20 protein-coding genes and 1 tRNA gene are annotated in these 24,243 nt (G+C 58.2%); all 21 read right to left on the bottom strand.

The window, feature by feature from the left end:
• Nucleotides 1–782: 782 nt before the first annotated feature.
• Complete coding sequence (locus ABIQ96_RS02490; RefSeq protein ID WP_348212959.1) at nucleotides 783–6,344, bottom strand: autotransporter-associated beta strand repeat-containing protein; 5,562 nt, start codon at nucleotides 6,342–6,344, stop codon at nucleotides 783–785.
• 986 nt (nucleotides 6,345–7,330) lie between these two features.
• Nucleotides 7,331–7,405, bottom strand: a tRNA-Thr gene (locus tag ABIQ96_RS02495).
• 80 nt (nucleotides 7,406–7,485) lie between these two features.
• Nucleotides 7,486–8,055 carry a leucyl/phenylalanyl-tRNA--protein transferase gene (gene aat, locus ABIQ96_RS02500; protein WP_348212960.1) on the bottom strand — a complete coding sequence of 190 codons (570 nt, stop codon included), beginning with the start codon at nucleotides 8,053–8,055 and terminating at the stop codon, nucleotides 7,486–7,488.
• Nucleotides 8,056–8,116: 61 nt separating this feature from the next.
• A complete protein-coding gene (gene folE2 / locus ABIQ96_RS02505) occupies nucleotides 8,117–8,920 on the bottom strand; it encodes a GTP cyclohydrolase FolE2 (protein WP_348212961.1) in 804 nt (267 codons plus the stop codon).
• 3 nt (nucleotides 8,921–8,923) lie between these two features.
• A complete protein-coding gene (locus ABIQ96_RS02510; RefSeq protein WP_348212962.1) occupies nucleotides 8,924–9,385 on the bottom strand; it encodes a 6-carboxytetrahydropterin synthase in 462 nt (153 codons plus the stop codon).
• A gap of 96 nt (nucleotides 9,386–9,481) precedes the next feature.
• Nucleotides 9,482–10,162 carry a 7-cyano-7-deazaguanine synthase QueC gene (queC, locus tag ABIQ96_RS02515; protein WP_348212963.1) on the bottom strand — a complete coding sequence of 227 codons (681 nt, stop codon included), beginning with the start codon at nucleotides 10,160–10,162 and terminating at the stop codon, nucleotides 9,482–9,484.
• Nucleotides 10,159–10,578: a preQ(1) synthase gene (gene queF, locus ABIQ96_RS02520; RefSeq protein ID WP_348212964.1), complete on the bottom strand. Its 420-nt coding sequence runs from the start codon at nucleotides 10,576–10,578 to the stop codon at nucleotides 10,159–10,161. The genes queC and queF overlap by 4 nt, the downstream gene beginning before the upstream one ends.
• 69 nt (nucleotides 10,579–10,647) lie before the next feature.
• The gene (locus ABIQ96_RS02525; protein ID WP_348212965.1) at nucleotides 10,648–10,800 is read right to left on the bottom strand and encodes a hypothetical protein; all 153 of its coding nucleotides are present in this window, start codon (nucleotides 10,798–10,800) and stop codon (nucleotides 10,648–10,650) included.
• Nucleotides 10,797–11,630, bottom strand: coding sequence for an aldo/keto reductase (locus tag ABIQ96_RS02530; protein WP_348212966.1), 834 nt, complete (start codon nucleotides 11,628–11,630; stop codon nucleotides 10,797–10,799). The genes ABIQ96_RS02525 and ABIQ96_RS02530 overlap by 4 nt, the downstream gene beginning before the upstream one ends.
• A 57-nt stretch (nucleotides 11,631–11,687) precedes the next feature.
• Nucleotides 11,688–12,668 (bottom strand): hypothetical protein, encoded by a 981-nt coding sequence (locus ABIQ96_RS02535; protein ID WP_348212967.1) that lies wholly within the window; start codon nucleotides 12,666–12,668, stop codon nucleotides 11,688–11,690.
• A 156-nt stretch (nucleotides 12,669–12,824) separates the two neighbouring features.
• Nucleotides 12,825–13,580 carry an outer membrane lipoprotein-sorting protein gene (locus ABIQ96_RS02540; RefSeq protein WP_348212968.1) on the bottom strand — a complete coding sequence of 252 codons (756 nt, stop codon included), beginning with the start codon at nucleotides 13,578–13,580 and terminating at the stop codon, nucleotides 12,825–12,827.
• A 13-nt stretch (nucleotides 13,581–13,593) separates the two neighbouring features.
• Nucleotides 13,594–14,709, bottom strand: coding sequence for an ABC transporter permease (locus ABIQ96_RS02545; protein ID WP_348212969.1), 1,116 nt, complete (start codon nucleotides 14,707–14,709; stop codon nucleotides 13,594–13,596).
• Nucleotides 14,706–15,425: an ABC transporter ATP-binding protein gene (locus ABIQ96_RS02550; protein WP_348212970.1), complete on the bottom strand. Its 720-nt coding sequence runs from the start codon at nucleotides 15,423–15,425 to the stop codon at nucleotides 14,706–14,708. The genes ABIQ96_RS02545 and ABIQ96_RS02550 overlap by 4 nt, the downstream gene beginning before the upstream one ends.
• A gap of 22 nt (nucleotides 15,426–15,447) precedes the next feature.
• Entirely contained in the window at nucleotides 15,448–17,067 is a 1,620-nt protein-coding gene (locus ABIQ96_RS02555) for an alpha/beta hydrolase (protein WP_348212971.1), read from the bottom strand.
• Nucleotides 17,068–17,172: 105 nt separating this feature from the next.
• Complete coding sequence (locus ABIQ96_RS02560) at nucleotides 17,173–18,000, bottom strand: hypothetical protein (protein WP_348212972.1); 828 nt, start codon at nucleotides 17,998–18,000, stop codon at nucleotides 17,173–17,175.
• Nucleotides 18,001–18,093: 93 nt separating this feature from the next.
• On the bottom strand, nucleotides 18,094–19,197 hold the full coding sequence (locus ABIQ96_RS02565) for a hypothetical protein (RefSeq protein WP_348212973.1): 1,104 nt from the start codon (nucleotides 19,195–19,197) through the stop codon (nucleotides 18,094–18,096).
• 18 nt (nucleotides 19,198–19,215) lie between these two features.
• On the bottom strand, nucleotides 19,216–19,989 hold the full coding sequence (locus tag ABIQ96_RS02570; protein WP_348212974.1) for an outer membrane lipoprotein-sorting protein: 774 nt from the start codon (nucleotides 19,987–19,989) through the stop codon (nucleotides 19,216–19,218).
• Nucleotides 19,990–20,004: 15 nt separating this feature from the next.
• The gene (locus ABIQ96_RS02575) at nucleotides 20,005–21,120 is read right to left on the bottom strand and encodes an ABC transporter permease (RefSeq protein ID WP_348212975.1); all 1,116 of its coding nucleotides are present in this window, start codon (nucleotides 21,118–21,120) and stop codon (nucleotides 20,005–20,007) included.
• Between the two features lie 13 nt (nucleotides 21,121–21,133).
• Nucleotides 21,134–21,844 (bottom strand): ABC transporter ATP-binding protein, encoded by a 711-nt coding sequence (locus ABIQ96_RS02580; RefSeq protein WP_348212976.1) that lies wholly within the window; start codon nucleotides 21,842–21,844, stop codon nucleotides 21,134–21,136.
• A gap of 51 nt (nucleotides 21,845–21,895) precedes the next feature.
• On the bottom strand, nucleotides 21,896–22,873 hold the full coding sequence (locus tag ABIQ96_RS02585) for a fatty acid desaturase (RefSeq protein ID WP_348212977.1): 978 nt from the start codon (nucleotides 22,871–22,873) through the stop codon (nucleotides 21,896–21,898).
• A gap of 4 nt (nucleotides 22,874–22,877) precedes the next feature.
• Nucleotides 22,878–24,236: a condensation domain-containing protein gene (locus tag ABIQ96_RS02590; protein WP_348212978.1), complete on the bottom strand. Its 1,359-nt coding sequence runs from the start codon at nucleotides 24,234–24,236 to the stop codon at nucleotides 22,878–22,880.
• Nucleotides 24,237–24,243: the final 7 nt, after the last annotated feature.

Below are 24,243 nucleotides of genomic sequence, written 5' to 3' on the forward strand. Positions count from 1 at the left end.
GGAAGGATAACGGAAGGACGCAATTTCAAACTTTCCGCCGACTTGGTGAGGCAGTAAAGTTCCACCGGCTGAAATCCGGGCCTCATCTGGACGTGCAGCAGAAACAAAAACGCCTTGCCTGCGATAGCCGTGGATCAGTGACCCGGTTCCAGGGGGTGCGTCCGAAGAATCTCCAGGAACTCAAAATCGGGGATTTCCATTCCGAATGACTTTTGAGCAGCTTCGGAGGCTGTCTGAACCCTGCTTATCCGGTTGCTTGACAAAAAATAAATGAGTAAGCCAGGAAGCTAGGAAAAATAGATTCTGATGCTTCTTTTCCTATCTTCCTACCTTCCTCATTGGAATTCTTCAGCCATTTGTCAGGCAACCGGATAAGCATGGTCTGAACATTCCAATCCGGATGCGGTCGTTGACACTCCTGCCACTTTTTCCCGCGTGAACCGCAGATAAGGGGCATGGACGTCTCGTCCATGCGTGGGGACGAGACGTCCCCACCCCCTATTTAAGACAGTCTCCCAGGACTGATGCCACGCTTTACTCGTTGAAAAAGGAGAGCCGGGGCGGTGCACCACCCCGGCTCCAAACCCGCCAGCAACATCCATCAGAAACCCAAAACTTCAGGATGTATCATCTGGTGGGAAATCGATTTTAAAAAAATCCCCGGCAGCTAACGATTGCGTAACCTACGGTAGAAGATCATGCCCTCGGATTCGTCAATCGGTTAAAAAACCCATAAGACAGGCGGTCCTGCGGAAAGCGGCCGCCTGCCTTGCGGGGATCGATCAGTTAGGCGTCACATCCAGACGGACGAAGCGGATGACCGGGCCCGCGGGGAACGTGAAGACAACGCTGCTGCCGTTATCCACCACGGATCCGCCGGGGGCTGCGGTCCAGGTGGCGAGGTCGGTGGACACCTGCACTTGATAGGCTCCGGTGTAGCCGGCACTCTTCGGCCAGGTGACAGTGCGGACACCGGCGTTTGTGACGACCGCTGGAAGGACGGTGAAGCCGGTTCCGCCGCCGACGAAGAACTCGATGCCGTTTTTCACGCCGTCGTTGTCATGATCGTCGCCGGGTGTTTGGCCGGTGGCTCCGTTTGCCGCGGCCCAGGTCCCGAATCCGGCAGGACCGGAGGAGACGATGAGCGTGCCGCCACCGGAGAAGTGGGTGGAGTCGCCCGCGGTGCTGTAGGTGCCGGCGGGCTGCTGGACGCCGCCGAAATACAGTTTGTCCACGGTCTCGGCACCCGTCAGGTTCACTTTCCCGCCGTTGATGACGATCGTTCCCGTGTTGGCGATGGAAGTGCCGTTCACGGCGAGCTCACCGGCATTGACGGTGGTGGTTCCGGTGTAGGTATTAACGCCCGTTAGTGTGGCGGTGCCGTCACCGTTTTTGGTGACGGAGCCGTTGCCACTGATGACATACGGAGCGGTGTGGCTGGTGGCCCAGTTGTAAACGAGCGAGGCATTGTTAGTGACGCCGCTGGTGGTGGAGATGGTGCCGTCGGTCGTGCCGTTGCCAAGTTGCAGGGTTCCCTCGCTGATGGTGGTAGTGCCGGTGTGGGTGTTGGTTCCCGTCAGCGTCCAGAAGCCCGGACCGCGTTTTTCCACCGAGTTCACGCCAGAGGTGCCGTTGCTGATAATTCCGCTAACGGTGTTGGCACCGGACGAGCCCCCCTGCAGGATCAGCCCGCGGGCTTGGTCGCTGGTGATGTTCCCTGCCAGTGTCAACGTGCCGCTGTCCGACTGGATGATGGTGGAACCGGCACCGCTGGTCATCGTGATCACGCCATTGATGGTGTTGTTGCCGGATACGTTGGCAACGGCATAGGGGACTGTCGCTCCCGTGGTGCCGTCATTGCTCAGAGTGAAGGTGACCGCGGAAGGCAGGCTGATGTTGTCCTGCAACTGGATTCCTCCGGTGCGGGTCACCGATTTGACCGCACTGCTACCTAGGGCATTGCTGTTGCGCACACTGAGGATTCCGCCGCCCACGACCGTTGGGCCAGTATAGGTATTGGTGCCTGTGAGGGCGAGAGTGCCCGCGCCCTGTTTGTTCAAGGCAAGTGCCGCGGCGCCACCATTGGCGATCGTGCCGATGAAGCTGTAGTTAGCGGTGTTATTGATTTGAAGCGAGCGATCGGTGACGGCGGCTCCGTTGGTGATCGTTCCCGATCCCACGAGTCCCGTCGCGACAAAGTCGCCTGTCGTGCCCGCGCTATTCCCAGTGCTGCGGTTGATTTGCAGCGTGGTGCCGCTGTTAACGGTGAGTGTGCCGCCGATATTGCTGGCATCCGTGAAAGCGCCGGTACTGGTGGCAACGAGCGTGCCTCCACCCGAGATCGTGAGCCCTTGGGACGACGCCTTGATCTCACCAACGGTCAGGATATCTCCGGCGCCACCGACTAACACCGAGCGATCACCGGTCCCGCCGAGCGTCACTGTGCCGGTGCCCAGATCGAGGTTGTTACTGCCGGTGAACGGGAAGTCCGCGTTCCATTGCTGTGACTTGTTCGTGCTGGCGGCGACTGCGCCCCCACTGGTGTTGTCGAGTGTGCCGCCATTGATCACAAAAGTCCCCGCTCCACTGCCCCACGCGGAGGCTCCGTCGAAGTTGAGGGTTCCGGCATTCAACGTGAGGTTCCCGCTGAAGTTGTTGGATCCGGTGAGGGTCAAGGAGCCCGCGCCCTTCTTGATCACCTCTCCGCTGCCGGTGATGAAGGTCCCGTAAACGTTGGGCGAATTCGCAAAGTCAAAACTCAGCGCGGCATTGCTCGAGATCGAGAATTGGTAACTGTTGGTGATCGAACCACTGATTTCCAACGTTCCGCCGGTGATGGTGGTTAGGTCGTAGTAGGGGTTGTTGTTGGTGATCGTCAGTTTTCCAGTGCCATTCTTCGTCAACGATCCGTTTTGAATTCCGAAGCCCCCGGTGCTCGACAGGGTGTAGTCATTTGATCCGGCATTGAATACGACTGTGGATGGATAGACATCTTCGGCAACGTTGACGAGATAGTGTCCCGAGTTGGAGTCGAAAATCACCGAGCTATTGTCCGTGTATTCGGCAGGATTGCCGTTATCGGTCCAGTTCCGGCTCCCCCCTACTGGAACTGTTGTCCAATTGGCGTTCTGATTTCCTGTCCATACGAGGGCATCGGTGGTGATTCGCAGCACGATTGCCGTCCCTGTCCTGACCAATGCGGCGTGCTGATTGAAATTCAAGCCAGCTGGCTCAACTAACGAGAAATGCGATGCGTCGACTGCCGATGGATAGCTCGCGAAAGTGATGAGAGGGTAGTCAACGTTGTCCAACCAAAGTCCTGTACTGGAGGTGACGTTCACGGTCACCAGAGCCAGGGGATTCGTGGCTAGATTTGTCACCACCAGTTTCTGGCCGACAGTGGTGCTGGTGGTGGAAAGATTGAGGGTCGCGGCGCCATTAAAAGTCAGCGTGCCCGCGGTCAGCGCTGCCATGGCGCCATTCCCGGCGGCCACCGTGTTTTCAGCCAGATCGGCCACGGTGAGGGAAGGAATGGTTCCGCTGATATCGACTGCCCCTTGCGTGAGTGTCACAGGGCTGGGGATGCTGCCCGCGTTCCCACCGATCAGTTTGGCACCGCTTCCGTTGATGGTGATCGAACTGGAGGAAGCCAGAGGATTGGCGTTGTTCAGGAAAAGGGTCCCTTGGTTCACAGTGGTCGGGCCGGCGTAGGTATTCGCGGCCGAAAGGACCAGCGTGCCGGCACCCGTCTTGGTGAGACCACCGTTGGAAATGATGCCCGACAAGACGGAATCCTGCGCCACGGTGGTATCGACCACACTGATCGTACGGGTGGCACCGCCAAGATCGACCGTTCCCGAAAAGTTCATCTGATTGTTGACGTTTGCGCCCCCCAGGTAGAAGTCGGCTCCGACGACGACCGGATTGGAGATGGTGCGCGATGCGATCCGCGGCACGAGACCGCCGCCATTGATGGTGAGGGTGCCGCCCCCCAGCGCTGAATTGTTGCTGAGCTGTAAAACGCCACTCTGAAGTGTGGTGCCGCCGGTGTAGGTATTGGCGGCGTCGAGCTTCAGTCCCCCGGTGCCGGTCTTGATGATGTTGTTGGCGGTGGTGCCGTTGGACACGATCCCGGCAACGGTCAGTAATCCGGCCCCGTTGGCGGTGATGGTGCGGCTGGTGCCGGCGGTGGTGCCGAGGCTGACCGTGCCGGATCCGAGGCTGAGATCGTTGGCGTTGGTGCCTCCCGAGGTGCTGTAGGCGAAGTCGCTGTTCCAGATCTGGGGATTGTTGTTGGTGATGGTTTTGGCGGTGCCGCTGGTGTTGTCGATGGTGCCACCGTTGATGGTGAACACGCCCGCCGCCGCACCCAGCGCGGTGGCATTGTTGAGATTCAGCGTGCCTGCGTTCAGCGTGACGCCGCCGAGGAAGGTATTCGCGTTGGAAAGGGTCAGGGCACCGGTGCCGGATTTCACCAGGGTGGTCTTGGACGAGGTGCCACCGGTTTCCGCGAAGGTTGCGGAAACCAAGGTGTTTCCAGCGCCGATGAAGTTCAGGGTTCGCCCGCTGTTGAGCGTGTTGGTGAAGCTTCCTCCAAACGTCAGCAGGCTGCCCGACTCAGCCGAGTCGATCTGATAGGAACCGCCGGTGTTGGCGATGCGGATGGCACCGTTGAAGGTGTTGTTTCCGGAAAAGTTCCGCAAGTGGTCTCCCACCGGGGTGACGGTATTGTTGTGGCCAGAGAGGTTGTAGGTCACATTGCTGCCGATGGTGACGCCGCCGGCAAGTTCGAGGGCAGCTTCTCCCAAGGCGTTGCCGGCACTGCCAGTGGCGTTGACGACGATCGCGTTGGAGCCCAAGGCATTGCTGTTGGCAAGCCGAAGGATGCCGCCGCCGATGTTGGTTCCCCCGCCCAGGTTGACGACCGAGTCGACTGCGAAATTGTTGCTGCCCGCGAGGACCACCGTCCCCGTGGTGAAGGCATTTGCCGAGGTCGACAGATTGAGAATGCCGGTGTTGGATTGGTTGGACACCACGCCGTTGATCGTCAGGACGTTGGCCGCGGCACCCGCATTGAAGGCGGCGGTGATGCCGGTGTTGATCACGATGTTCCGGTTCGCATTGAGGGAAACGGCGCTGACCGCGGCGTCACCCCGCAGCGTACTGGTGGCGGTGAAGGTGAGATTGGTGGCCGGGCTGGCTGGTGCCGTTCCGAGAGCGGCATCGGCATTGATGTTCACGGTTCCTCCACCGAAGGAGGTGCCGCCGGTGAAGGTATTGGGGCCCGAGAGCGTTAGCAGGGACGAACCGGCTTTGACCAGAGCGATGGTGCCGGTGCCTCCGCCGATCACGCCCGAAGCCGTGAATATGCCAGGGGAGCTGCCTGAAACCGTCAATGCCCGAGCGTCGGAAGAACCTGTGGTGATGTTACCGGAAAGGTTGAATCCACCCCCATCGTTACCGGAAACGGTCAGGTTCTGGTTCAGAGTGATGATACCCGACATGCTTACGCCGGTGGCACCGTTGTTGGTATTAATCGTATAGACGCCGGTGGTGGCGGAATTGCTGGCACCCACGGTGATATCGCGTGTGACGGGATTCGTAAGATCCGTATTGAGCTGGAGTGTCGGGCTGAGGTTGGAACCGATCGAAGTCGCAGTGCCCAAGGCGAGGGGTGTGGTCGCAGTGCCGAGGATTGAAGGTGAAGGTCCCGTCATTCTAAGAATTCCACTCTCGATCGAGGTCGTTCCTGTGTAGGTGTTTACGCCCGAGAGTATCAACATGCCGGTGCCCGTTTTGCTCAGACTTTTCCCCAACCCGCCGTCGGAGATGATCCCGCTGAGCAGAAGGGAATTGAGCCCAACCGTCACGTCGAGGGAGTCGTTCAGGACGCAGTTGGTGGAAATCGTATCCTGCCTCGTCGTGCCGCTCACGGGGGAGTCGTTAATTACGGCGTTGGTGCTTCCGGTGTTATCGAAGGTCAACGTAAAGGCTCCGGTGGACCCGATCGTGTAGGAGGCTGAACTGGCCGTGTCACCCAGCAGCAGCGTTCCAACCGTAATGCCCTGGCTCAGATTGATGCCTGCGGCAGCGGTCAGGTCTTTGGTGACGGTCGCGGTTTCACCGACCCCGTTGGGGAAAGTCGTGTTTGGCGTCCAGTTGGCGACAGTGCTCCAATCGAGGTTGGTGCCGGAAGCGATATTCCAAGTCGCGGAGTCCGCCAGGGCGGACGGAGCCAGTCCCGCGATGCAAAGTGTGAGGCACAAACCCGTCGCGGAGTTCAAACGGGAATGGATCTGGCTGGCGGAGCGAAGGAATGGATTGGAGCGGAATTTGGCTTTCATAAGGTAGATCGAGGGCTTGGGTTGGACTGGATGTGGGTTTTTAGGGGTGGTTGAGCCGTGTGTTTTCGGCTCCAACCTGATTTTTCTGCGATGGGTGATCGATTCTCGCGGGAGTCCTCTAAATGCGGGCTCCTGGCGAGATTCGGAAAAGATGCGGCCGGGACGGCATGGAAAAGAGTTTGGATGCGGTGGGTTTTCGAGCGGACCGGAGTGCGGTACGGGGGCTTTCATATCTCTCCGCGAGAAAGCGGGTGTAAAACCGACAAGTTTTCTTCCGCTGCGAATGCTTTTTTTGAGGAGGGCGAAGTCGAGCGGAGCGATGCGGATACATGGTGGGTTTGGAGAGGATCGAGTCGCAACCGAAGCCCCCTTATCCCGACAAACGAGATTTCCGGCCGGATACCGACATCGTTTTTTCGCGGATGCCTTTTTTTCGGTTGTTCACTCCATTCCTGCTCACGGTTCCACGACACCGCCTGGTCCGCGGCGATTTCCCGAACCGCTTGGCAGCCCTGCCCATCGCACTTTTAGCGTGGGGTGAACGAACGAGCCGGCAATCACCCGGTCTGTGACAAACCCACCTTTCGGATGCTCCGCCCGCACCGCAACGGGCCTCCATAGCCTAACCCACAAGCAACCCCACCACCTTCATTGTCGACACGATTGGGATAGCTCAATTTCCGGCAAATGATTTCGGCTCCTTGAAGTCATATTGATAAAATGTGAACTTTCACAGAACAATCTAACATAGATGCCGATGGAAGCCGCCAACTCCGGCGTGAAATTACAGGGGCTCTAACCACAAACCCATGGTCGGTGGACACATGCTTGTTTTCTGATGATCGAGGCATGCCGAATCGAGAAACGGCCAGTTCAGTTGCCAAAAATACACCGTTATTCCGGATATGAGCGCATCGCGGCGGAATCACCATTTCTTGACAGAACCTCACAACTGCCCAGAAACCCATAAAACCCAGAATTTACAATGGAGCCGGCTGCCAGGGTCGAACTGGCGACCTACTGATTACAAATCAGTTGCTCTACCACTGAGCTAAGCCGGCCGGAAACCTTGCGGCCTCGGGGCGGAGTATTCTCATTCAGGCGGCGGCGGAAAGCGTAAATTTCAACTGGAGCGCGGAATTTATTCCACCCGGCTGGCAAGAGCCTTCTGGAGCGCCACGTGGTAGTCCTTGCGCGAGAGTTCGTAGCCACCGAATTGAGTCAGGTGATCGGTCATCCACTGGGTGTCGAGCAAGGTGACGCCTTGTTCACGCAGGCGATCGACCAAGGTGACGAGCGCAATCTTTGAGGCATCCGTTTTTCGCGAAAACATGCTCTCACCGAAGAAGGCGCCCGGCAACGATACCCCATAAAGCCCACCTTGCAGGCCGTCCGCGTCCCAGCACTCGACCGAGTGGGCGTGGCCGAGGTCGTGGAGGGTGCAGTAGCTTTCTAGAATGACTTCGTCGATCCACGTTTCCTCGCGCGCGGCACAACCTAACATGACTTCGCGAAAGGCGGTATTCCAGCGGATTTCAAAAGGCTTGCGCTTCAGGCTTTTCGTAAGTCCGTGCGGGATGTGGAACCGATCATCGAGAGGAATCAGCCCACGATGCTCGGGGGAAAACCAGAGGATTTCGCCCTTCTCCGCCATGGGAAACACCCCGCGCGCGTAAGCTTCCAACAGAATTTCCGGCGGGATGATCTTCATGCGGATTGAGTGAGGAGGGTCGGATTTCAGCCGACCCGGGTGGGCCGAAGTCCCACCCTCCTTATCTGCTGATGATGGTGGCGAAGGCGTTGTGGTCGTGAATGCTCTCGTGGTTCACCGCTTTCACGGTGAAGGAGGCGACGCGCTTGTCGGCGCGCAGCAGGGCCGCGGCATTTCTAACAACATCTTCGACGAAGACGGGATTGTCGTAGGCCTGCATGGTGACGAAGCGTTCGTCGGTGCGCTTGAGCAGGGCGTAAAGCGGCGCGGAGCCGGATTTCTCGGCGACCGCGATCAGATCTTCGATGAGGATGAGTTCCCATCCACCCTTTTTCGCCTTCGGGCGGACTTCGAGCGTGACGTAGCCGCGCTGGTTGTGCGCGCCGTATTCGCTGATTTCCTTGCTGCACGGGCAGAGCGTGGTGACGGGGACGACCACACAAAGCACGAAGTCATCGACCTTACCGTTAGAAGTTCCTTTAAAAACGACATCGCAGCCGACCTTGGCAGGTGCGCCGGAAACGGGTGCCTTCTTCGTCACGAAGTAGGTGAACGCCACTTCGATGTGCGCTTCCTCGGCATCGAGGCGTTTTTTCAAATCATGCAGGATGTCCGGCAGTGTGCGCATGGTCACCTCGCCTTCGTGCTTGCTCAGCACTTCAAGGAAACGGCTCATGTGCGTGCCTTTGAAATGATGCGGCAGATGCACGGACATCGAGATCTTGGCCACGGTGGGAAACGGTTTGCCGTCCTGATCGAGCACCTGGATCGGGTAACGGAGATCGGAGACGCCGACCTGGTCGATGTCGAGACCCCGCGTGTCCGGGGTCGCCTGGATGTCGGGCAATGTGGATTTCTTGGGCATGAGTTAGAGATTTTTTTCGTATTCCGCCCATGAGGAGGACGTTTCCCAAACACGGACGCGGACAAGCCGCACGCCGGGAGCAAGGAGGTAGCGGGTATCGGTCCGAGCGGCATAGGCGGCAAGGGCTTTCTCCGTGTGGTCGAAAATCGTGCGGGCCATCAGCTCGGTGGTCGGATCCTGGTTTTCGAAACCGATGACGCGGTCGCCGTAACGCGACTTGAACTCCTGATAGGCAGGGTCCGCGGTGTTCATGCACAGCGCGTGATCGAAGGTATCGAGCCAATCGCCGACGGCGTCCTTGATGATCTTGAAATCACAAACCATCTGGTGCGAATCGAGCTCGTCCGCCTCGATGACGAATTCCACCTTGCGGGTATGGCCATGCGGAAACCGGCACTTGTCCGGATGCTTGGTGAGCATGTGGCCGTTTTCCACTTCGAGGGATTTGCAGATTCGGTAGGGCATGGTAAGAAGTTGAGAGTGGCTGGTTGAGTGTTGAGAGTTAGAGAAATGGCTGAATGCGAAAGTCTTTTCCGTCTCTCAACACTCAACTTTCAACTCTCAACTCAATGTCGGAAGTTCCGGAGTCTGCTCATACTTCGTGGGATCCGGCAAGCCGGCCAGCATGAATGCCTCGCGGCGCTCGACGCAGGTGCCGCAGACGCCGCAGTGGATTTCGCCGCCTTTGTAGCAGGACCAGGTTTCGGAAAAATCGATGCCGAGCTCGACGCCGCGTTTGGCGATGCCGGTTTTGTCGGTATCGATGAACGGGCGGAGGAGTTGGATTTTCGCGTAAGTCCCCTCGCCCATCGCGGTGGCCATGGCTCGCATGAAAGGCTCGCGGCAGTCCGGATAGATCGCGTGGTCGCCGGAGTGCGCGGCGATGACCAGACCTTCCGCTTCGACGCTTTCCGCGTAGCCGGCGGCGATGGCGAGCATGATGCCGTTGCGGAACGGGACGACGGTTTGCTTCATTGTCAGCTCGGCGTAGTGGCCGTCCGGGATGTCGCCGCCGGATTTGAGAAGGTCGGATTTGAAGAGCGTGTTCATGAAATCCAGCGGGATCACATGATGTGGGATGCCGTTTCTATCAGCATGCAGTTTTGCGAACGGGATTTCCTTCGCATTGTGCTTGGAACCGTAGTCGAAAGACAGGCAAGCCACCACCTCGTGCGTCCCGAGCACTTCGTAAAAAGCGGCGACCGAATCCATCCCGCCGCTCAAGAGCACGCAGACTTTCATGGACTTTCTTCCGGGTAAGTCGCCTCGGTCGTGAGCTGGATGCCGCCGCGCGGTGCGAATTCACCGCGCACGATGAGCTGCCGCGGCTTCAGCGCGGCCACCAGATCGTCAAGGATGCGGTTGACGATTTCCTCGTTGAAGGACGGTTGGTTGCGGAACGAGGCGAGGTAGTATTTCAGGCTCTTCGTTTCCACGATCGTCTCGCCCGGCACATAGCGGATCTCGATTTTCGCACTGTCCGGTTGGCCGGTCACCGGGCACAGCGAGGAGAATTCCGAAGTGTTGAGCGTGATCCAATACTTCCGGCCGGGACGCTGATTGGGGAAAATTTCCAACTTCGCCTCATCCGGGCTTGCGGGCAGGCGGCTTTCCTTCCCAAGCAGGGACAATTTCTCAAGATCTTCGCGACCGGGCATGGCCGGATTCTGAAACTCCAGCACGAAAGGTCGATTCCTTTTTCCCCGGAATCCGACGCCGCGGATTTCTCAATAGGGACCGCGAATATGCGCCCGGACCTCGCTTTGGTAAAATTCGCGCAAGGTCGCGTGGAGCTCGGGAGAAAGAACAGGAAGCGAGGAAACTCCGGCATTCGCGGTGACTTGCGACGGACGGCTGGCACCGGTGATGACGGTGGTCACGGCCGGATGATCGAGAATCCAGCGCTGCGCCATCTGCGCCATCGTGAGTCCGGGGGGCAAAAGGGGCTTGAGGGCGTCGGCGAGCACGACGGCCTTCTCGTAGGGAATCCCGGCGAAAGTCTCACCGACATTGAAGGCCTGGCGTCGCGATTGTAGTTCCGGTGATCGCTTTCCGGGAACGTGGTGCGGGTGGAAAAATTTCCAGCAAGCACGCCACTGGCTAGCGGCAGTCGCACAATGAGCGAGACGTTTTTCGCCAAGGCTTGTGGAAACAATTCCTCGATCGGCTTCTGACGGAAGAGATTGAAAATGATCTGCAACGAAGAGAGCCCGGGCTGATTCAAACATAACAGCGCTTCCTCCATCGACTCAACGCTGGCACCGAAGTGGCGGATCTTTCCTTCATCCCGAAGTTTCCCCAGCCATTCGAAAATATCGCCGCGGCGGAGAATTTCCATGGGCACGCAGTGGAGCTGGGTGAGATCAATGGTCTCCACACCAAGACGCTTAAGCGATGCTTCAGTGGCGGAGCGCACGGTTGCCTCGCTGTATTTGTCCGGATAGAGATCACCGGTGCGCCCGAGCTTGGTGGCGACAAAAATCCCACGGTCCGTCTGTTTGAGAAACCTGCCGATGAGTTCCTCGCTACGGCCGGAGCCGTAGACATCCGCCGTGTCGAAGAAATCCACGCCCGCGTCGATGGCGGCGGTTAGAATATCGAAACATGCGCGATCATCGATGGCTCCCCAGTCGGCACCACCGAGCTGCCAGCAGCCAAGACCGATTTCCGAAACCTGAATGCCTGTGCCTGCGAAGTCGCGCGTGTTCATTGGATATCCTACTGGGAAGACGGGTGAGGCGGCGGCGCACGCCGCCCGCTTTACAAATTATCGTTGGTAGGCTGACGCGGTTTTGAACGGGTCGTAGTACTTGCCTTCCCGTGTCGGCGCGTAAACAAATCCGAAGCGGTCCTTTTTGTCATCGACCGGCTCCAACAGGACACCCTTGATGTGCGCGGTTTCGTTATACTCTAGCAAAACCCTCGAAGTTCCGTTGATTCCCCACATGTTAAATCCTGTTCCGAAGATTCCGCCTTTGGGAAAAAGATTGGTCAGGCCCGCCATGGCGTGGAAGCAATTGATAGCGGTATGATTCTCCCGCGTCAGCCGGTCGTCGGCCCGATATTTCAGGGTCCCCCCTTCGAGCAGGCGCAGGCGCTTCACGGCCAGGTCAAATCCGTCCTTGCTGATCTCATAAGGTCCCCACATGCACACCGCGTTTTTCACATTGACGGCCAACTTGATCGTTTCCTCCAATGTGAAGCTTCTCCCAGTCACCATAGGACACTGGTTCCAAGTCGGAAAAATGCGGGCCCCGAAACCCTTGAAAACGCAGAGATTGGGATTGGCCGAGAAATCAGCTGGCAGCCAGCTGATGGTGAACGCCTGGAATTCCCGGTCCTTGTAGGTCCGCGTCTTGATCCCTGCGATCAGCTTGGGTTGTTTGTTGTCGGCAAGCACCCGGATCACCGTCATGAACGAGTGCGAGTAGCCCGGGTCATTGCCCTTGTTCTGATAGGCAAAAGGAATGATGAAATACCGATCCCGAGTATTCTTCCCTTCCCCGAGGCGGGCCAGGATCTTGACTTTGATGTGGTTGGTGATCTGCTGATAGAGAGGCACCTCGTAGTTTGTGAAATCGGCATTCGGTTTATCAAACAAACCGGCCTGGGCCACGAACGACAGGGCGAGGAACAGAACACCCGCCAGGAAAATCCGGGCAACGGGAGGGACGCACCGAACGGCCAGCGGCCTCGCGGGCTTCGGAATTTCAGCAACGGGATGAGTTTGCGCGGAATAATCGTTCATGACAATCGTGGTTTGGATTGGGAATGCGACAGCACCGAATTCTCTATCGGATCGGGCGGCATCCTCTCTTCCACAGACCGCGTGCGCAATTCAATTTTACAATCCCCCCGGCCGGATTACCGGATTCTCATGTCGGAGCGAACGGCCCCCGGCCGATCAGCCCGGCGGGTTGATATTTTTCAGACCTTCCGCGGTAAAATCGTGGTTGTCGTAGGTGATCCCGTGCCTGAGCTTGGAGCCCTCGACGTCGGTGGAGGAACCTTTTTGCACGTCCTGGATGGTGAGATTGGCAGGGACGTTGCGGTTCGTGTCGTCGTTGGCAACGTTCCTTGTATCGATCTTGCGGACGACGGCTCCAGACGGGAGGTATTTCTCAACGCGCATCGGAACGACGCGCTTCATGTCGATCCAACTGCGCACCGCGGTCGAACCGGATCGGGATTCGAGAACCTGACAGCTCACCTTGTTCACAACCTCGGCACCGACAATCTTCTGACTACTCCAGGCGAAGAAATTTTCCAGAACATCCGCATACGACAATGAAGTGCCGAGAAGCGATTCCTTCATCTGCCCTGCCGTGAGAGTTCGGACCTTGTCAGGCGGCGTGAAAACGGTGCCGGACATTTCGCCGCCGGATTGTTTCAGCAGCACCGCCTCGCCGGCGCGTTCCTTCGGCCAGAGGACTTGGTAAACCACTTCCGTGGAATTGGCCGTACGGCGCTGCTTGACCTGGAGCTGAAGAGTGAATTTCGCACCATCGCCCGATTTCCCGTCCATCTTGACCCGCGCGTAGGACGAGCCGTCTTGCTGGATACCGGCGAGTTGCGCGGCGAGTGCTTTCCCATCAGCTTCCTGCGCGGAGGCGGGAGAAACGAGGGCGACGAAGGTGGTGAGCAAAAAGAGGGATTTCATGGATTTCAGAGGGTTAGCCCTGCATCGCGAGACTCGGCTTGAGCCGGGAGCTGCGCCAGGCAGGGTAGAGTCCGCTAATGACGCCCACGATCACCGAGATTGCCACTGAAATCGCCATCAGGCGCGGGCTGAGGTCCGGTTCCAGCAGGCCGTGGATGGCAGGCAGGGTTTCGAGGACCTTGACGGCCACCGAACCGATCAATACTCCGGTGACACCGCCGAGGAAGCCGAGCAACGCCGACTCCAGCAACACCATACGGATGATGCGCGACCGCCTCCAGCCGATGGCGAGCAGGATGCAGATTTCCTGTTTCCGCTCAAAGACGGTCATCAGCATCGTGTTCATCACCCCAAGCACGCCCACGATCACCGCCAGCAGCGAAGTCCCCCAGCTCATGGCGCTGATGAATTTATAGGCCTGGCTGTTACCCACGTTTTCACCCGCGGGCAATGCCTTCGCTTCCGTGACCACCTTGTTGATCTCAACACACAGCTTTTTGACAGACTCCTCGCCGCTGCCGGGGGTGGCCCGGACATCGACAACATTGATTTGATTCTGACTCCCTGAAATTTCCTGATAGAGCTGAAGGGAAAGGATCACCGAACCGTTTTCCACCAGAGCACCACCATCGACGATGCCGACGACCGTCAACTCGCGGGCGTCGATCTGGATGGGATCGCCGATTTTTTTCGCCAATACTTCGGCCGCATTTTGACCGAGCACCACGACAGGCTCCATCGCGTCCTTCGGCATCCTGCCGGATAGAAGCTTGAGATTATCCCATGAAAAACCACCCCACTCGCGGGAGGAAACGATCATCATGGACGAGGACTCGATACTGGTGAGATCGACGAAAATCGAACAAACCGCCGCGACTCCGGGAATCGCGGCTACGCGGTCGCGCACCGCAGCATCGAAAGGCTTCGGCGCGAGGCCGCTGCCCATGGTGCTGACGACGATGTCAGTGCCGCGCGCCTTCATCCCCTTCGCCCAACTTTGCTCAAAACCGCGCGAGATTCCGACCAATGCGACCACCGCCGCAATCCCGATGGAGATTCCGACAAGCGTCAGCCCGGTGCGGACGGGCCGGCGCAGAAGTCCGCGCGCGATGATGGTGAAAAAATTCATAATGGCGGGTTGCTGTCGGAAATGACCCGGCCATCCATCATGTGGATGACCCGCGAGGCGCGGGCTGCGATAGACGGATCGTGGGTGATGAGGACCATCGTCATCCGATGCTCGCGATGCAGGCTGACGAGGAGATCGAGAATGTGATGGGCGTTTTCGCTATCGAGGTTTCCGGTGGGCTCGTCCGCTAACAGAACAGAAGGCCCATTGGCCAGGCTCCGGGCGATGGCGACGCGCTGGCGTTCGCCCCCTGATAGCTTCGTGGGAAAGTGATTGATGCGATGTTCCAAGCCCACGGATTTCAACAAACTGACAGCGTGATCCTTTCGCTCCGAAGCGGGGCGGTCGGTTTCAAACATTGGCAGCTGCACGTTCTCCACGGCGGTGAAAGTCGGCAGGAGGTGGAACGCTTGGAAAATGATGCCGATCTCCCGCGCGCGGTAGGCTGCGGGATCCGCCAAATCCGGAAGTGATTTCCCGCGGTAATTCAAAGTTCCCTCACTCGGCGAATCAAGCGCACCGAGCATCTGGAGCAAAGTCGATTTCCCACAGCCACTCGGACCGGCGATGGCCACGAATTCGCCTTGGTTGATCCGGAAGTCCACGCCGCGCAGGGCCTGCACGCTGCCGTCGTCATAATCTTTTTTGAGTCCCCTCACCTCAAAAATAACGTCCTCGTTTTCGGAGGATTTTGAAATGGGTGCGGATTGATTCATGATGGAAAAGAGTCGAAATTCATCAGTTGGCTTTCAGGATTTTCGTCACGGCGTTGACCGTCGCCGGCCTCTCAAGGCAGCCGTGTGGATAGGGCACGATCACTTCCGAAACGGCCCCGTCCAAGTGCGCGCTCGAATAGGGCACGATGCCGTCGCTGCCATGTTTGAAATCGAATTGCCCGCGGGTAGCGATGATGGTGTGAAAAGGAACTCCGATGGGCCGTTTCTCCAGCGCCTCGAAGAACGGATGCTTCGTTGATAGATTTTCAGTCCCGCCCACGCCGTGATCCGAGAACGAGCGCAATTCCGGCTGCACGAACGTTAGAGGCAGCGCCGCGAGTTCTTCCAAGCCTTTTTTGGCAGTCTTCGGCAGGAACAGAATGAGGTCGATGGCAGCGCGATAAAATCCGACGTCCGCAAGCTTGCTCCCCCGGTGCGGAGTGCCGATGAATACGACCAACTTGACGTCCGGTTCGCGTTTGAAAAACAAGGAACCCATCAGCATCTGCCGCGTTTGGGAATCGATCTTGCGCGACACCTTCTGTGGAGAAGCGGTGAAATAGGCTTTCCAGAAATCGTCGCCGGAATCGATCGTCTGCATTCTCGATACCAATCCGCCCATGCTATGCCCCACCAGCACGATCCGGCCGAATCCAGCATCACGATGCCCCGGGTCCAGCGTATCTCTCGCACTCTTGAGGAGTTCCCGAAGGCGTGCGGCCGTTGTAGGAATGGGCAAACTGCTCGGATATTTGAAACACACCGGCTGATAGCGTTTGCGAAGATCCGGATCCGCCAGCATGGCATTCACCGAGTTCTTCCAAACATCCGGCCCGCAAAGCAGTCCGTGCACGTATACGACCGGCACCTTGGACGGGTCGTAGCGGTTGAGCAAAAACAGTTGCGATTCTTGTTCGCCCGATGCCGATGGCTTGAGCGCCGCGATACCCGTGTCGTCGGCATCCGCGTTGGTCAGCGACAACTGAAGAGGCGCAGTCAGATTCTCCGCCATTCGCCTGGAACTCCCGCCGACCGACACCTCTGACACCACCATCGGATTGTAAAACCGGAGCCTTGCCTCAGCCGGGCGTCCGGATGCGACTGCTGGAAACTCAAGCACCGCCGTTGCGGGTAGAAACTCCCCGGTCGGCGGATGAAACGGCTGAGCAACCCGGCGGGCGTCGTCCTGCTGCAGCACCACAGGCACTCCGATTCCATCGCGCGCCACCACCTGGTCAAACCCGCTCAATTTCACATCGTCGGCGAGCTGGCACCGGTTGAATTCAGTGAGTGAGAATGTTCTCGCCATGGCACCTTGCGCGGGTGCGTCGAAGGTAATTGACCAAGGATGTTTTCCCTCCAACGGAATCGCTTTTCCCCAAATGTCGGTCCCTTCCTTCGCACGGAGGGATTTCACCACCGTGACCACCGCCCGGTCGTAGCGTTCGCGGGCCTGCCTCGCGGCAAATGAACGTGGTGATTTTTCCGCCATGATATTCCAGGCCAGACGTGCCTGTTCCAAATTTTCGGCGACGTCCGAAACCTGAGCTTCCCTGTAACCCGATACCAGTGAGGTTACCCGGCATGCGGGTAGAGTGCCTAGCGATACGCCTATCAGCAGGACGGAGAAGAATCGTGTCATGTAAAGAAGTCGGAGCCGATAATCGCAGCGTTCAGAGTGATCGGCAAATCAAGGAGCATGCCTAGTGTTATCTAATTTACCGAACACGCCCCTCTCCCTTCACTCCTATCGGGGAAGTCCGGGCACCCGTTTGCCGAGGAACAAGGGCGCCACCTGATCGCGGATGAACTCCATTTTCACGTTGTTGAAATGACGTCCGTAATCCCCGTCCTTCTCCATCGCGGCGGTCCAGGGAATGGTGATGATTTTCTCGGCATAGAGCTTGCGGGTCGCCGCCGTGGTGCCGTGGGGAAGTACGAATCCCGTGATTCCGGCGCCCGGATCATCGAATTTGCGATCCGCCGTGCCCGAGAATGGCATAAGGAAGTCGAGCATCCGGTCACGGGTGGAAGTGTAAACATAGACGTGACCCCTGACCCGCTTGAGAGCCTTGGTGAGATCGTAGTTGCGGCTGATCGACGTGCCTAGCAGCACTATATCGTTCACTTGAACCGACTCGGGAAGGTCTTCGAGGGCGAAAATGGCGACAGCGGTTCCAGCCGAGAATCCCAGGATGTCCAAGGGAGGATTCGGGTATTCGTTCACATGACTGACGATCCTCGACGCCGCTTCCTTTGCCTTGGCGCGCTTAAATTTCACGCTGGCGTCCTGGTCCGCCATTAACCCGTCTCCGGTTTCCCAAGTAAACATCTCGCCGGCTCCCGGATAGCCACCCGCGAGCAAGCCGTCCCTGACTCCTTCCGCCCAGTTCTTCTTGGCCGTGCCTCCGCCCGCGCCGTCGAAGTAGTAGAGGTAACCATGGTCCATGCGCTGGGCGCGGTCAGGCAGTTGCTCGGGGATTCCGACCGGGGCGGCACACCCCACGACACCTACAGCGAGCACGGATGCTAACAGACGAACAAGGGAAACGGGATGGGGCGAAATGGTTTTCATGGACTCTTGTTTACCAAGGCAAGCCTGCAAGTGGCCGACCGGCAAGCGTCAATGTCAGAGATACCATATAACGAGGTCGTTCCCTCCATCCTGCTATGATTTTTCGAACACCTCGACATCATAAATGTGGCCCGATCCCGCCAGGTGGCGCGAACGGAAATTCAACGGCGCGAGAAGGTTCAGGAGATGCGTGCGATCGCGGAAATCAAAGCGCTTTCCGAACAACTCTAGGATTCTGATGGAAGCATGGTCGCGGTAGGTATTGATGATCAGGCTGCCGCAGCAAGTCGTCATTTCCCCGAGCCGTGCCGCGAGATCCCGCGCGGTGACAGACTCCTCGGGTTCATGGAGCATGAGCCTTTGTTCCGTCGTTCCGTGCGAGCCACCTTGAAAATATTCCAAAATCCCGATGGCGGTGACGATGTCGTAAGGTAGGTGGAGTACTTTCACCCGTGGATCAGGTCCTTCGAAAACATCTTCAGGCACCGCAAAAATCCCGTAGTCATGTCCGGCAAGGTTATGGGTGTTGAGAGTGCTGGCCAGTTTTGCCAGCAGCCGGTTGGATTTCTCCGAGTTCGCCGGGTCCCGATCGGTAATCACGGCGGTGATAAATTTTGGATCAAACCCATCTCTAACTAATTTGTCATAGACGAGGATTAGGCTTAGCCCGGTGCCAGCCGCCACTGCCTTGATGCGGACGGATTCCCCGCGGCCCAGCAGCCGCTTCGCAGCCTGATAGGTCGCTCGGGTCTCGTGGATGAAGCGGACTTGCACATCCTTGGCTTGCACGGAATCCAGGAAAATCCGATCCCAGACACCGCCATTTTTCCGAATCTCCGGAGAGAGCATCATGTAGGGGCCGTTCATAGGGTCGCCCCCTTCCACCAGCGCGGCAGATTGCTGGCAGGAGGAAGTCAACAAGGCCTGCGCATAAGGGTGCCCTGACTGCTCCATCAAGCGGTTCCTGAAAAGCGTGACATCGCCGCCGGCCTCGTCCTTGGACTTAGACGACCGTGTCGTCCACTGCACGACCTTTTGGGAAACGCGCCCTAGGAAAAGATTCTTCTTGCAGGCTGGCTGGGCTTCACAGTCATGAAAGATCACTTGGCTCAAGCTGGCCACAATGGCCTCCGCCAACTCGGGCCGACCCGTCGCATACAATGCTGCGACTGCGCTCATCGGTCCGAGGTTTTGCATGGCAGGAGGTGTCGGAGGCTATTTCAAATCGCCGATCGCGGCAGGAGCGAAATCGGCGTCGGTGAATTTCACATCATGTTTGACACTGGAGCCTTCGATGATGGTCGGCGTGCCGAGGTCCGCACCTTGGACGGAAAAACTCGCGGGAACCTGATGTCCGTCGTCATTCTTTGCCACCCGGGTGGTCAGGACGCGGCGTTCCAATTTCCCGGAACTGCCATATTTGTCCACACGCAGCGGAACCATGCGCTTGAGGTCGATCCAGCTTTGGACTTTCGAGTAAGGGCTCGGGCTACCACCGGGCTTGGACTCGAGAACCTGGCAGGAAACCCGGTCCACCACTTCAGTCCGGAGGATAGCCTGGTCATCCCAGTTGTAGAAATTCTCTACCAGATCCTCATAAGACAGGTCACTGCCGAAAATGCCGGCCTTGAGGTCGGTGGCGGTGAGATTTTTCAGCGTGTTAGACAGGGTCAACAAGTTTCCTGACGTCGCGCGACTCCCGGATTTTTTGAGCAGAAACCCCTCGCCCTTGCGGTCCTTCGGCCACATTACCTGATAGACCAGCTCGGTCGTCGAGACGGTGCGGCGTGACTTGATTTGCAACTGGAGCACGGTCTTGGACGAGGTTTCCATCTTCAGCCGCACCACCGAGTTGCCATCCTGGATACCGGCACCAAGGGTTTTCGCGAGTTCCTTCGCGGACGGAGCGGGGTCCTGCGCGGAGGCACTCGAAATGATGGCTGTGGCTGCGACGAAAAGACTACCGATGGATCGAATTGAAAGTTTCATAGATAGGGTTTGGGTTTAGGCTTGCAGCGCGAGGCTAGGTGACAGGCGCGAGCTGCGCCACGCGGGATACAATCCGCTGACAATGCCGACGACGACTGCGATGCCAATGGAGATGAGCATCAGCTTCGGGCTGAGGTCTGGCTCGAGAAATCCACTCACGCCGGGCGTGGCCCCCAGAATAATCAGGCCGAGCGCGCCCAGCGAAACGCCGACGACTCCACCGAGAAAACCTAACAAAGCGGACTCGCACAGCACCATGTAAACGATGCGCCGCTTCCGCCAACCGACTGCCAGCAGGATGCCGATCTCGTGGGTTCGCTCGAAAACCGTCATCAACATGGTGTTCATCACGCCGAGAACCCCCACGATGATCGCCAACAGCGCGGTGCTCCAGCTCATGGCTCGTGCCACTTGGAATCCCTGGCTGGTGCCGACCACCTCGCTGGCCACCATTGCCCGACCTTCAGGGAAGATCACATGGATGTCCTTGCTCAACAGATCCATTTCCGGCTTCGGCAATTCCGGCGTCACCCGGATATCGATAAAATTGACTTTCCCCTCATTTCCCGTGACCTCCTGCATCACGCCCAGCGGTAGGAAGATCGTCCCATTCTCCACCATCGCCTGACCATCGACGATGCCGACGACTGCGAGTTCCTCGGTCTCGATCTGCACGGTGTCCCCCACTTTTTTCTTGAGCACTTCCGCAGCGATCTTGCCCAGCACCACGGCTTTCTCGCTGCCGTTAGCAGGCATCCGTCCGTCGATCAGCTTGAGCTTGTTCCATGCGAATCCACCCCACTCGCGGCCGGAAATCATCATGATAGGCGCATCCTCCACACTCAGCATCTGCATCAGGACCGAGGTAGTTTCCGCAACCCGCGGGAGTTTTGAAACCTTCTCCTGCAACGTTTCGTCGAATACCTTGGGCATCAGGCCGCCGCTCATGTTGCTGACGACCATGTCCACGCCCACGACATCGAGTTGTTTGGTAATTCCCTTCTCATACCCCCACGCCATCCCGACCAAAGCCACGACAGCGGCGATGCCGATGGAGATACCGACCAATGTTAGACAGGTACGGACGGGACGCCGGGTCAGACTGCGGAGGACAATGGTGAAGAATGTCATTTCAAAAAAATTATCAGTTAGAGTTCGCGAGCCGGTCGGAAATCACGACCCCGTCCTTCATCTGGATGATCCGGGACGCACGTTCGGCGACCGACGGGTCGTGCGTGACAAGCACCAGCGTCACCCCCAACCGATGGTGCACTTCCACCAGCAGGTCGATGATCTGGACGGCACTCACACTGTCGAGGTTTCCTGTCGGCTCGTCCGCCAGCAGTACTGAGGGATTGTTGACCAGACTGCGGGCAATGGCAACCCGCTGCCGCTCACCGCCGGAAAGTTCGGATGGAAAGTGACTAAGACGATGGCCAAGGCCCACGGATTCCAACAGTTCGGTGGCCCGCGTCTTGCGTTCGGAGCGGGATGCCTTTCCTTCGAACATCGGGATCTGGACATTCTCCAGCACGGTGAAGGTGGGCAGAAGATGAAACGACTGGAAGATGATACCGACCTCATGGGATCGGTAGGCAGCATGATCTTCAAAGTCGGGAAGCGACTTGCCGCGATAGTTCAATTTCCCCTCACTTGGCTTGTCGAGCGAGCCGAGCATTTGCAATAGCGTGCTCTTGCCGCAGCCGCTTGGACCGATTATAGCGACGAACTCTCCCTGCCGGATTTCCAGATCCAAGCCCCTCAACGCGACCACTTTTCCGTTGTCGAACTGTTTTTTAAGACCGATGGCCTCATAGATCAATTCTCCGGTTTTTTTCAAAGCAGCGTCGGCCATCGAGGGAAGTTACACGAAGATACCCACCCGTCCAACGGTATGATCTCAAACTCAGGCCTCGGGCCAGTGGCTGCCTGACTTGGGATCAGAAAGATTGCGCAGCAGGTGCATCATCGCGGAGCGGTAATTCGGAAATGGCGGGATATCGCCCTCCTCATCCGGATCCAGCAAAGCAGTGTGTTTCGGAAGTTTATCGTACGGTAGCGCCATCTTGACGTGATGGATGCCATGCAGCGGTTCATGAAGCAGGGTCAGGGACAAGAGGCGGCCGGACCAACTGTCCGCCACGATGCTACGGGTCGCACTTCGCGCCGTGTGCCCTTTCAAACCGACGTGTTCGATGTATTTCCGCCAGCTCTGGAGGTTTCCGGCAATCACCCCGGGAATCAGGAAAACCCAAAGATAATAGTCCCAGATGTGGAGGAAGCTGACCGTGGAAAAAATGAGGATCCACACGACGACGACAAGCGCGTACTCCATCCAGATGCGGCGGCGGACCCGCTTGTTCCTGATGAATGAATCCTTTTGCAGGAAGACCCGGAGAAACAGGAAGGGAGTGAAAAGAATACCGAAATTCAGCTCGAGAAATGCGGCGAGGCGGCGAGTCCAGCGCGGTGTGCCGACAGTGACGAATGGCCACAATTCCACATCGCGTTCGGTGGCGAGGTGCGAGTGGTGTTTCTGGTGGGCCGCGCGGTAGAGCGAAAAACTCATAAAGCTGAAGGTCCCGATGATGAGGCCATCCGCCTCGTTCAGGAAACGGCTCTTCCGCAGGTGGCCGTGGGACGCCTCGTGGAATCCGACGAGGATCCCATGCATGAAATGACTGGCGAGCAGGACCAGCGGCACACACAACCAGTAAATGCCGTAGTAGTAGGCGAACCCCAGCGCGACCTGGCTCACGGTGAGCGAGGCGCTGAGCAAGGGAAACGCTGCTCGGGTAACCCAGTGCGTATTACCGTGATCCTCTTCGGTCGGTGCCACGACAGGTGGCACCGAGTCATTTTCAAATGTGGAAGGAGAGTTCATTGTGTTAGACTATGAGCGCCTCAGCCCGGCCTGCGGGATTTTTGCAAGCGCTCCTCAACACCGCCAGGAACAGGTCGTTCAGCCCGCCGATGGTTTCGGCGGTGAACCTAAACGGCTTGTAAAGCCAGACAACTTCTAATTCGTTGCCTATTTCAGTTAGCTCGCACGCGAGGTCGAAGCGGGCAGTGCCGGTGGAACGCATGCGGACTTTGGTGGAAATGCTCGGCATCGAGACGTCAGGCACCGGGTGGTTCTGGAGTGCGAAACGCACGTCGAAGATCGAATGCACCCCTGCCCCGCAGGTCTCGGCCACGGCGGCGGCGAGCTCGGCGTAGGGCATCGCGTTGGCGAAGGAATCGAGCGTCGATTCCGCGACTTGTCGCAGGTGGTCGGAAAAACTCAGCGTGGGATCGACCTTGCCGCGCAGTGGGACGACGCCGGCATAGTAGCCCATCGTATCGCGGGCGGCCTCTTTATTACGGTTTGCCACCGGCGTGCCGACGAGGATGTCATCCTTGCCGGTCCATTTGGAAAGCGTGATTTGGAAAGCGGCTAACAGCGTGCTGAACAGCGTAGTGCTGTGGTCCTTGGCCAAGCCGCGGATCCCGGCGATCAGGTCGGGAGGGATCCCGGTAACCCAGCGCTCCAACGGTGCGGGTTCGGGTACGTCGTTCCAGATCCGGCTCGAGCCGGCGAGGTGGGATCTCCAGAACTCCGCGCGCTCGGCCAAGAGCGTGGGGTTCCAGAGCGCGCGTTCGGCGGCGGCCCACTCGGTGTAAGTTTGGACGACCGGCGGCAACGAGTTTTTCAGTCCCATCACTCCGACAGCAACCGCCTTTTTCAGGCCGCTCAATCCCATGACGTAGGCGGTGCAGAGATCTTGGGTGAAGACGCCCAGCGACCAACCATCAGCGATGGCGTGGTGGAAACAAAATGCCAGCACGTGATTGTTAACCCCCCTACGTATCAGCCGCACCCGGTGAAGCGGGCCTTGTAACAGATCAAGGGGCTGGCGATAGGTTTCCTGGATCAACTCCTCCAAATCCTCGCCCGCTGCCAGCTCGTGGAAACCCAGAGCGGCAGTGCCCGTGGCGCGTATCATCTGCAACGGGCGATCCTTGCCGGGGAGAAACGTGATCCGCAGCGCCTCGTGTCGGGCGACCACCCCTTGCAGCGCAGTTAGGCACTGCTCGTGCGTGAGCGGTCCCTTGATCTCAAGGATGCCGCAGATGTGATTCCCGGGATCCGCCACCGCAACCGGCGAGTTTTCCCACAATTCACGCTGCGGCAATGTCAACGGCTGGAGGCGGGCCTCTCCGCTTTCCAGCCATGATTTGAATTGAGCTCTTACGTCCTGCGACATCAGCGGA

Origin of the sequence: Luteolibacter sp. (genome assembly GCF_039920825.1) — a bacterium.
Taxonomy (GTDB): Bacteria; Verrucomicrobiota; Verrucomicrobiia; order Verrucomicrobiales; family Akkermansiaceae; genus Luteolibacter.

What these genes read in the sequence shown, in the direction of transcription:
- ABIQ96_RS02490 (WP_348212959.1), bottom strand. Translation starts at nt 6,344, where the DNA reads ATGAAAGCCAAATTCCGCTCCAATCCATTCCTTCGCTCCGCCAGCCAG.
- aat (WP_348212960.1), bottom strand. Translation starts at nt 8,055, where the DNA reads ATGAAGATCATCCCGCCGGAAATTCTGTTGGAAGCTTACGCGCGCGGG.
- folE2 (WP_348212961.1), bottom strand. Translation starts at nt 8,920, where the DNA reads ATGCCCAAGAAATCCACATTGCCCGACATCCAGGCGACCCCGGACACG.
- ABIQ96_RS02510 (WP_348212962.1), bottom strand. Translation starts at nt 9,385, where the DNA reads ATGCCCTACCGAATCTGCAAATCCCTCGAAGTGGAAAACGGCCACATG.
- queC (WP_348212963.1), bottom strand. Translation starts at nt 10,162, where the DNA reads ATGAAAGTCTGCGTGCTCTTGAGCGGCGGGATGGATTCGGTCGCCGCT.
- queF (WP_348212964.1), bottom strand. Translation starts at nt 10,578, where the DNA reads ATGCCCGGTCGCGAAGATCTTGAGAAATTGTCCCTGCTTGGGAAGGAA.
- ABIQ96_RS02530 (WP_348212966.1), bottom strand. Translation starts at nt 11,630, where the DNA reads ATGAACACGCGCGACTTCGCAGGCACAGGCATTCAGGTTTCGGAAATC.
- ABIQ96_RS02535 (WP_348212967.1), bottom strand. Translation starts at nt 12,668, where the DNA reads ATGAACGATTATTCCGCGCAAACTCATCCCGTTGCTGAAATTCCGAAG.
- ABIQ96_RS02540 (WP_348212968.1), bottom strand. Translation starts at nt 13,580, where the DNA reads ATGAAATCCCTCTTTTTGCTCACCACCTTCGTCGCCCTCGTTTCTCCC.
- ABIQ96_RS02545 (WP_348212969.1), bottom strand. Translation starts at nt 14,709, where the DNA reads ATGAATTTTTTCACCATCATCGCGCGCGGACTTCTGCGCCGGCCCGTC.
- ABIQ96_RS02550 (WP_348212970.1), bottom strand. Translation starts at nt 15,425, where the DNA reads ATGAATCAATCCGCACCCATTTCAAAATCCTCCGAAAACGAGGACGTT.
- ABIQ96_RS02555 (WP_348212971.1), bottom strand. Translation starts at nt 17,067, where the DNA reads ATGACACGATTCTTCTCCGTCCTGCTGATAGGCGTATCGCTAGGCACT.
- ABIQ96_RS02560 (WP_348212972.1), bottom strand. Translation starts at nt 18,000, where the DNA reads ATGAAAACCATTTCGCCCCATCCCGTTTCCCTTGTTCGTCTGTTAGCA.
- ABIQ96_RS02565 (WP_348212973.1), bottom strand. Translation starts at nt 19,197, where the DNA reads ATGCAAAACCTCGGACCGATGAGCGCAGTCGCAGCATTGTATGCGACG.
- ABIQ96_RS02570 (WP_348212974.1), bottom strand. Translation starts at nt 19,989, where the DNA reads ATGAAACTTTCAATTCGATCCATCGGTAGTCTTTTCGTCGCAGCCACA.
- ABIQ96_RS02575 (WP_348212975.1), bottom strand. Translation starts at nt 21,120, where the DNA reads ATGACATTCTTCACCATTGTCCTCCGCAGTCTGACCCGGCGTCCCGTC.
- ABIQ96_RS02580 (WP_348212976.1), bottom strand. Translation starts at nt 21,844, where the DNA reads ATGGCCGACGCTGCTTTGAAAAAAACCGGAGAATTGATCTATGAGGCC.
- ABIQ96_RS02585 (WP_348212977.1), bottom strand. Translation starts at nt 22,873, where the DNA reads ATGAACTCTCCTTCCACATTTGAAAATGACTCGGTGCCACCTGTCGTG.
- ABIQ96_RS02590 (WP_348212978.1), bottom strand. Translation starts at nt 24,236, where the DNA reads ATGTCGCAGGACGTAAGAGCTCAATTCAAATCATGGCTGGAAAGCGGA.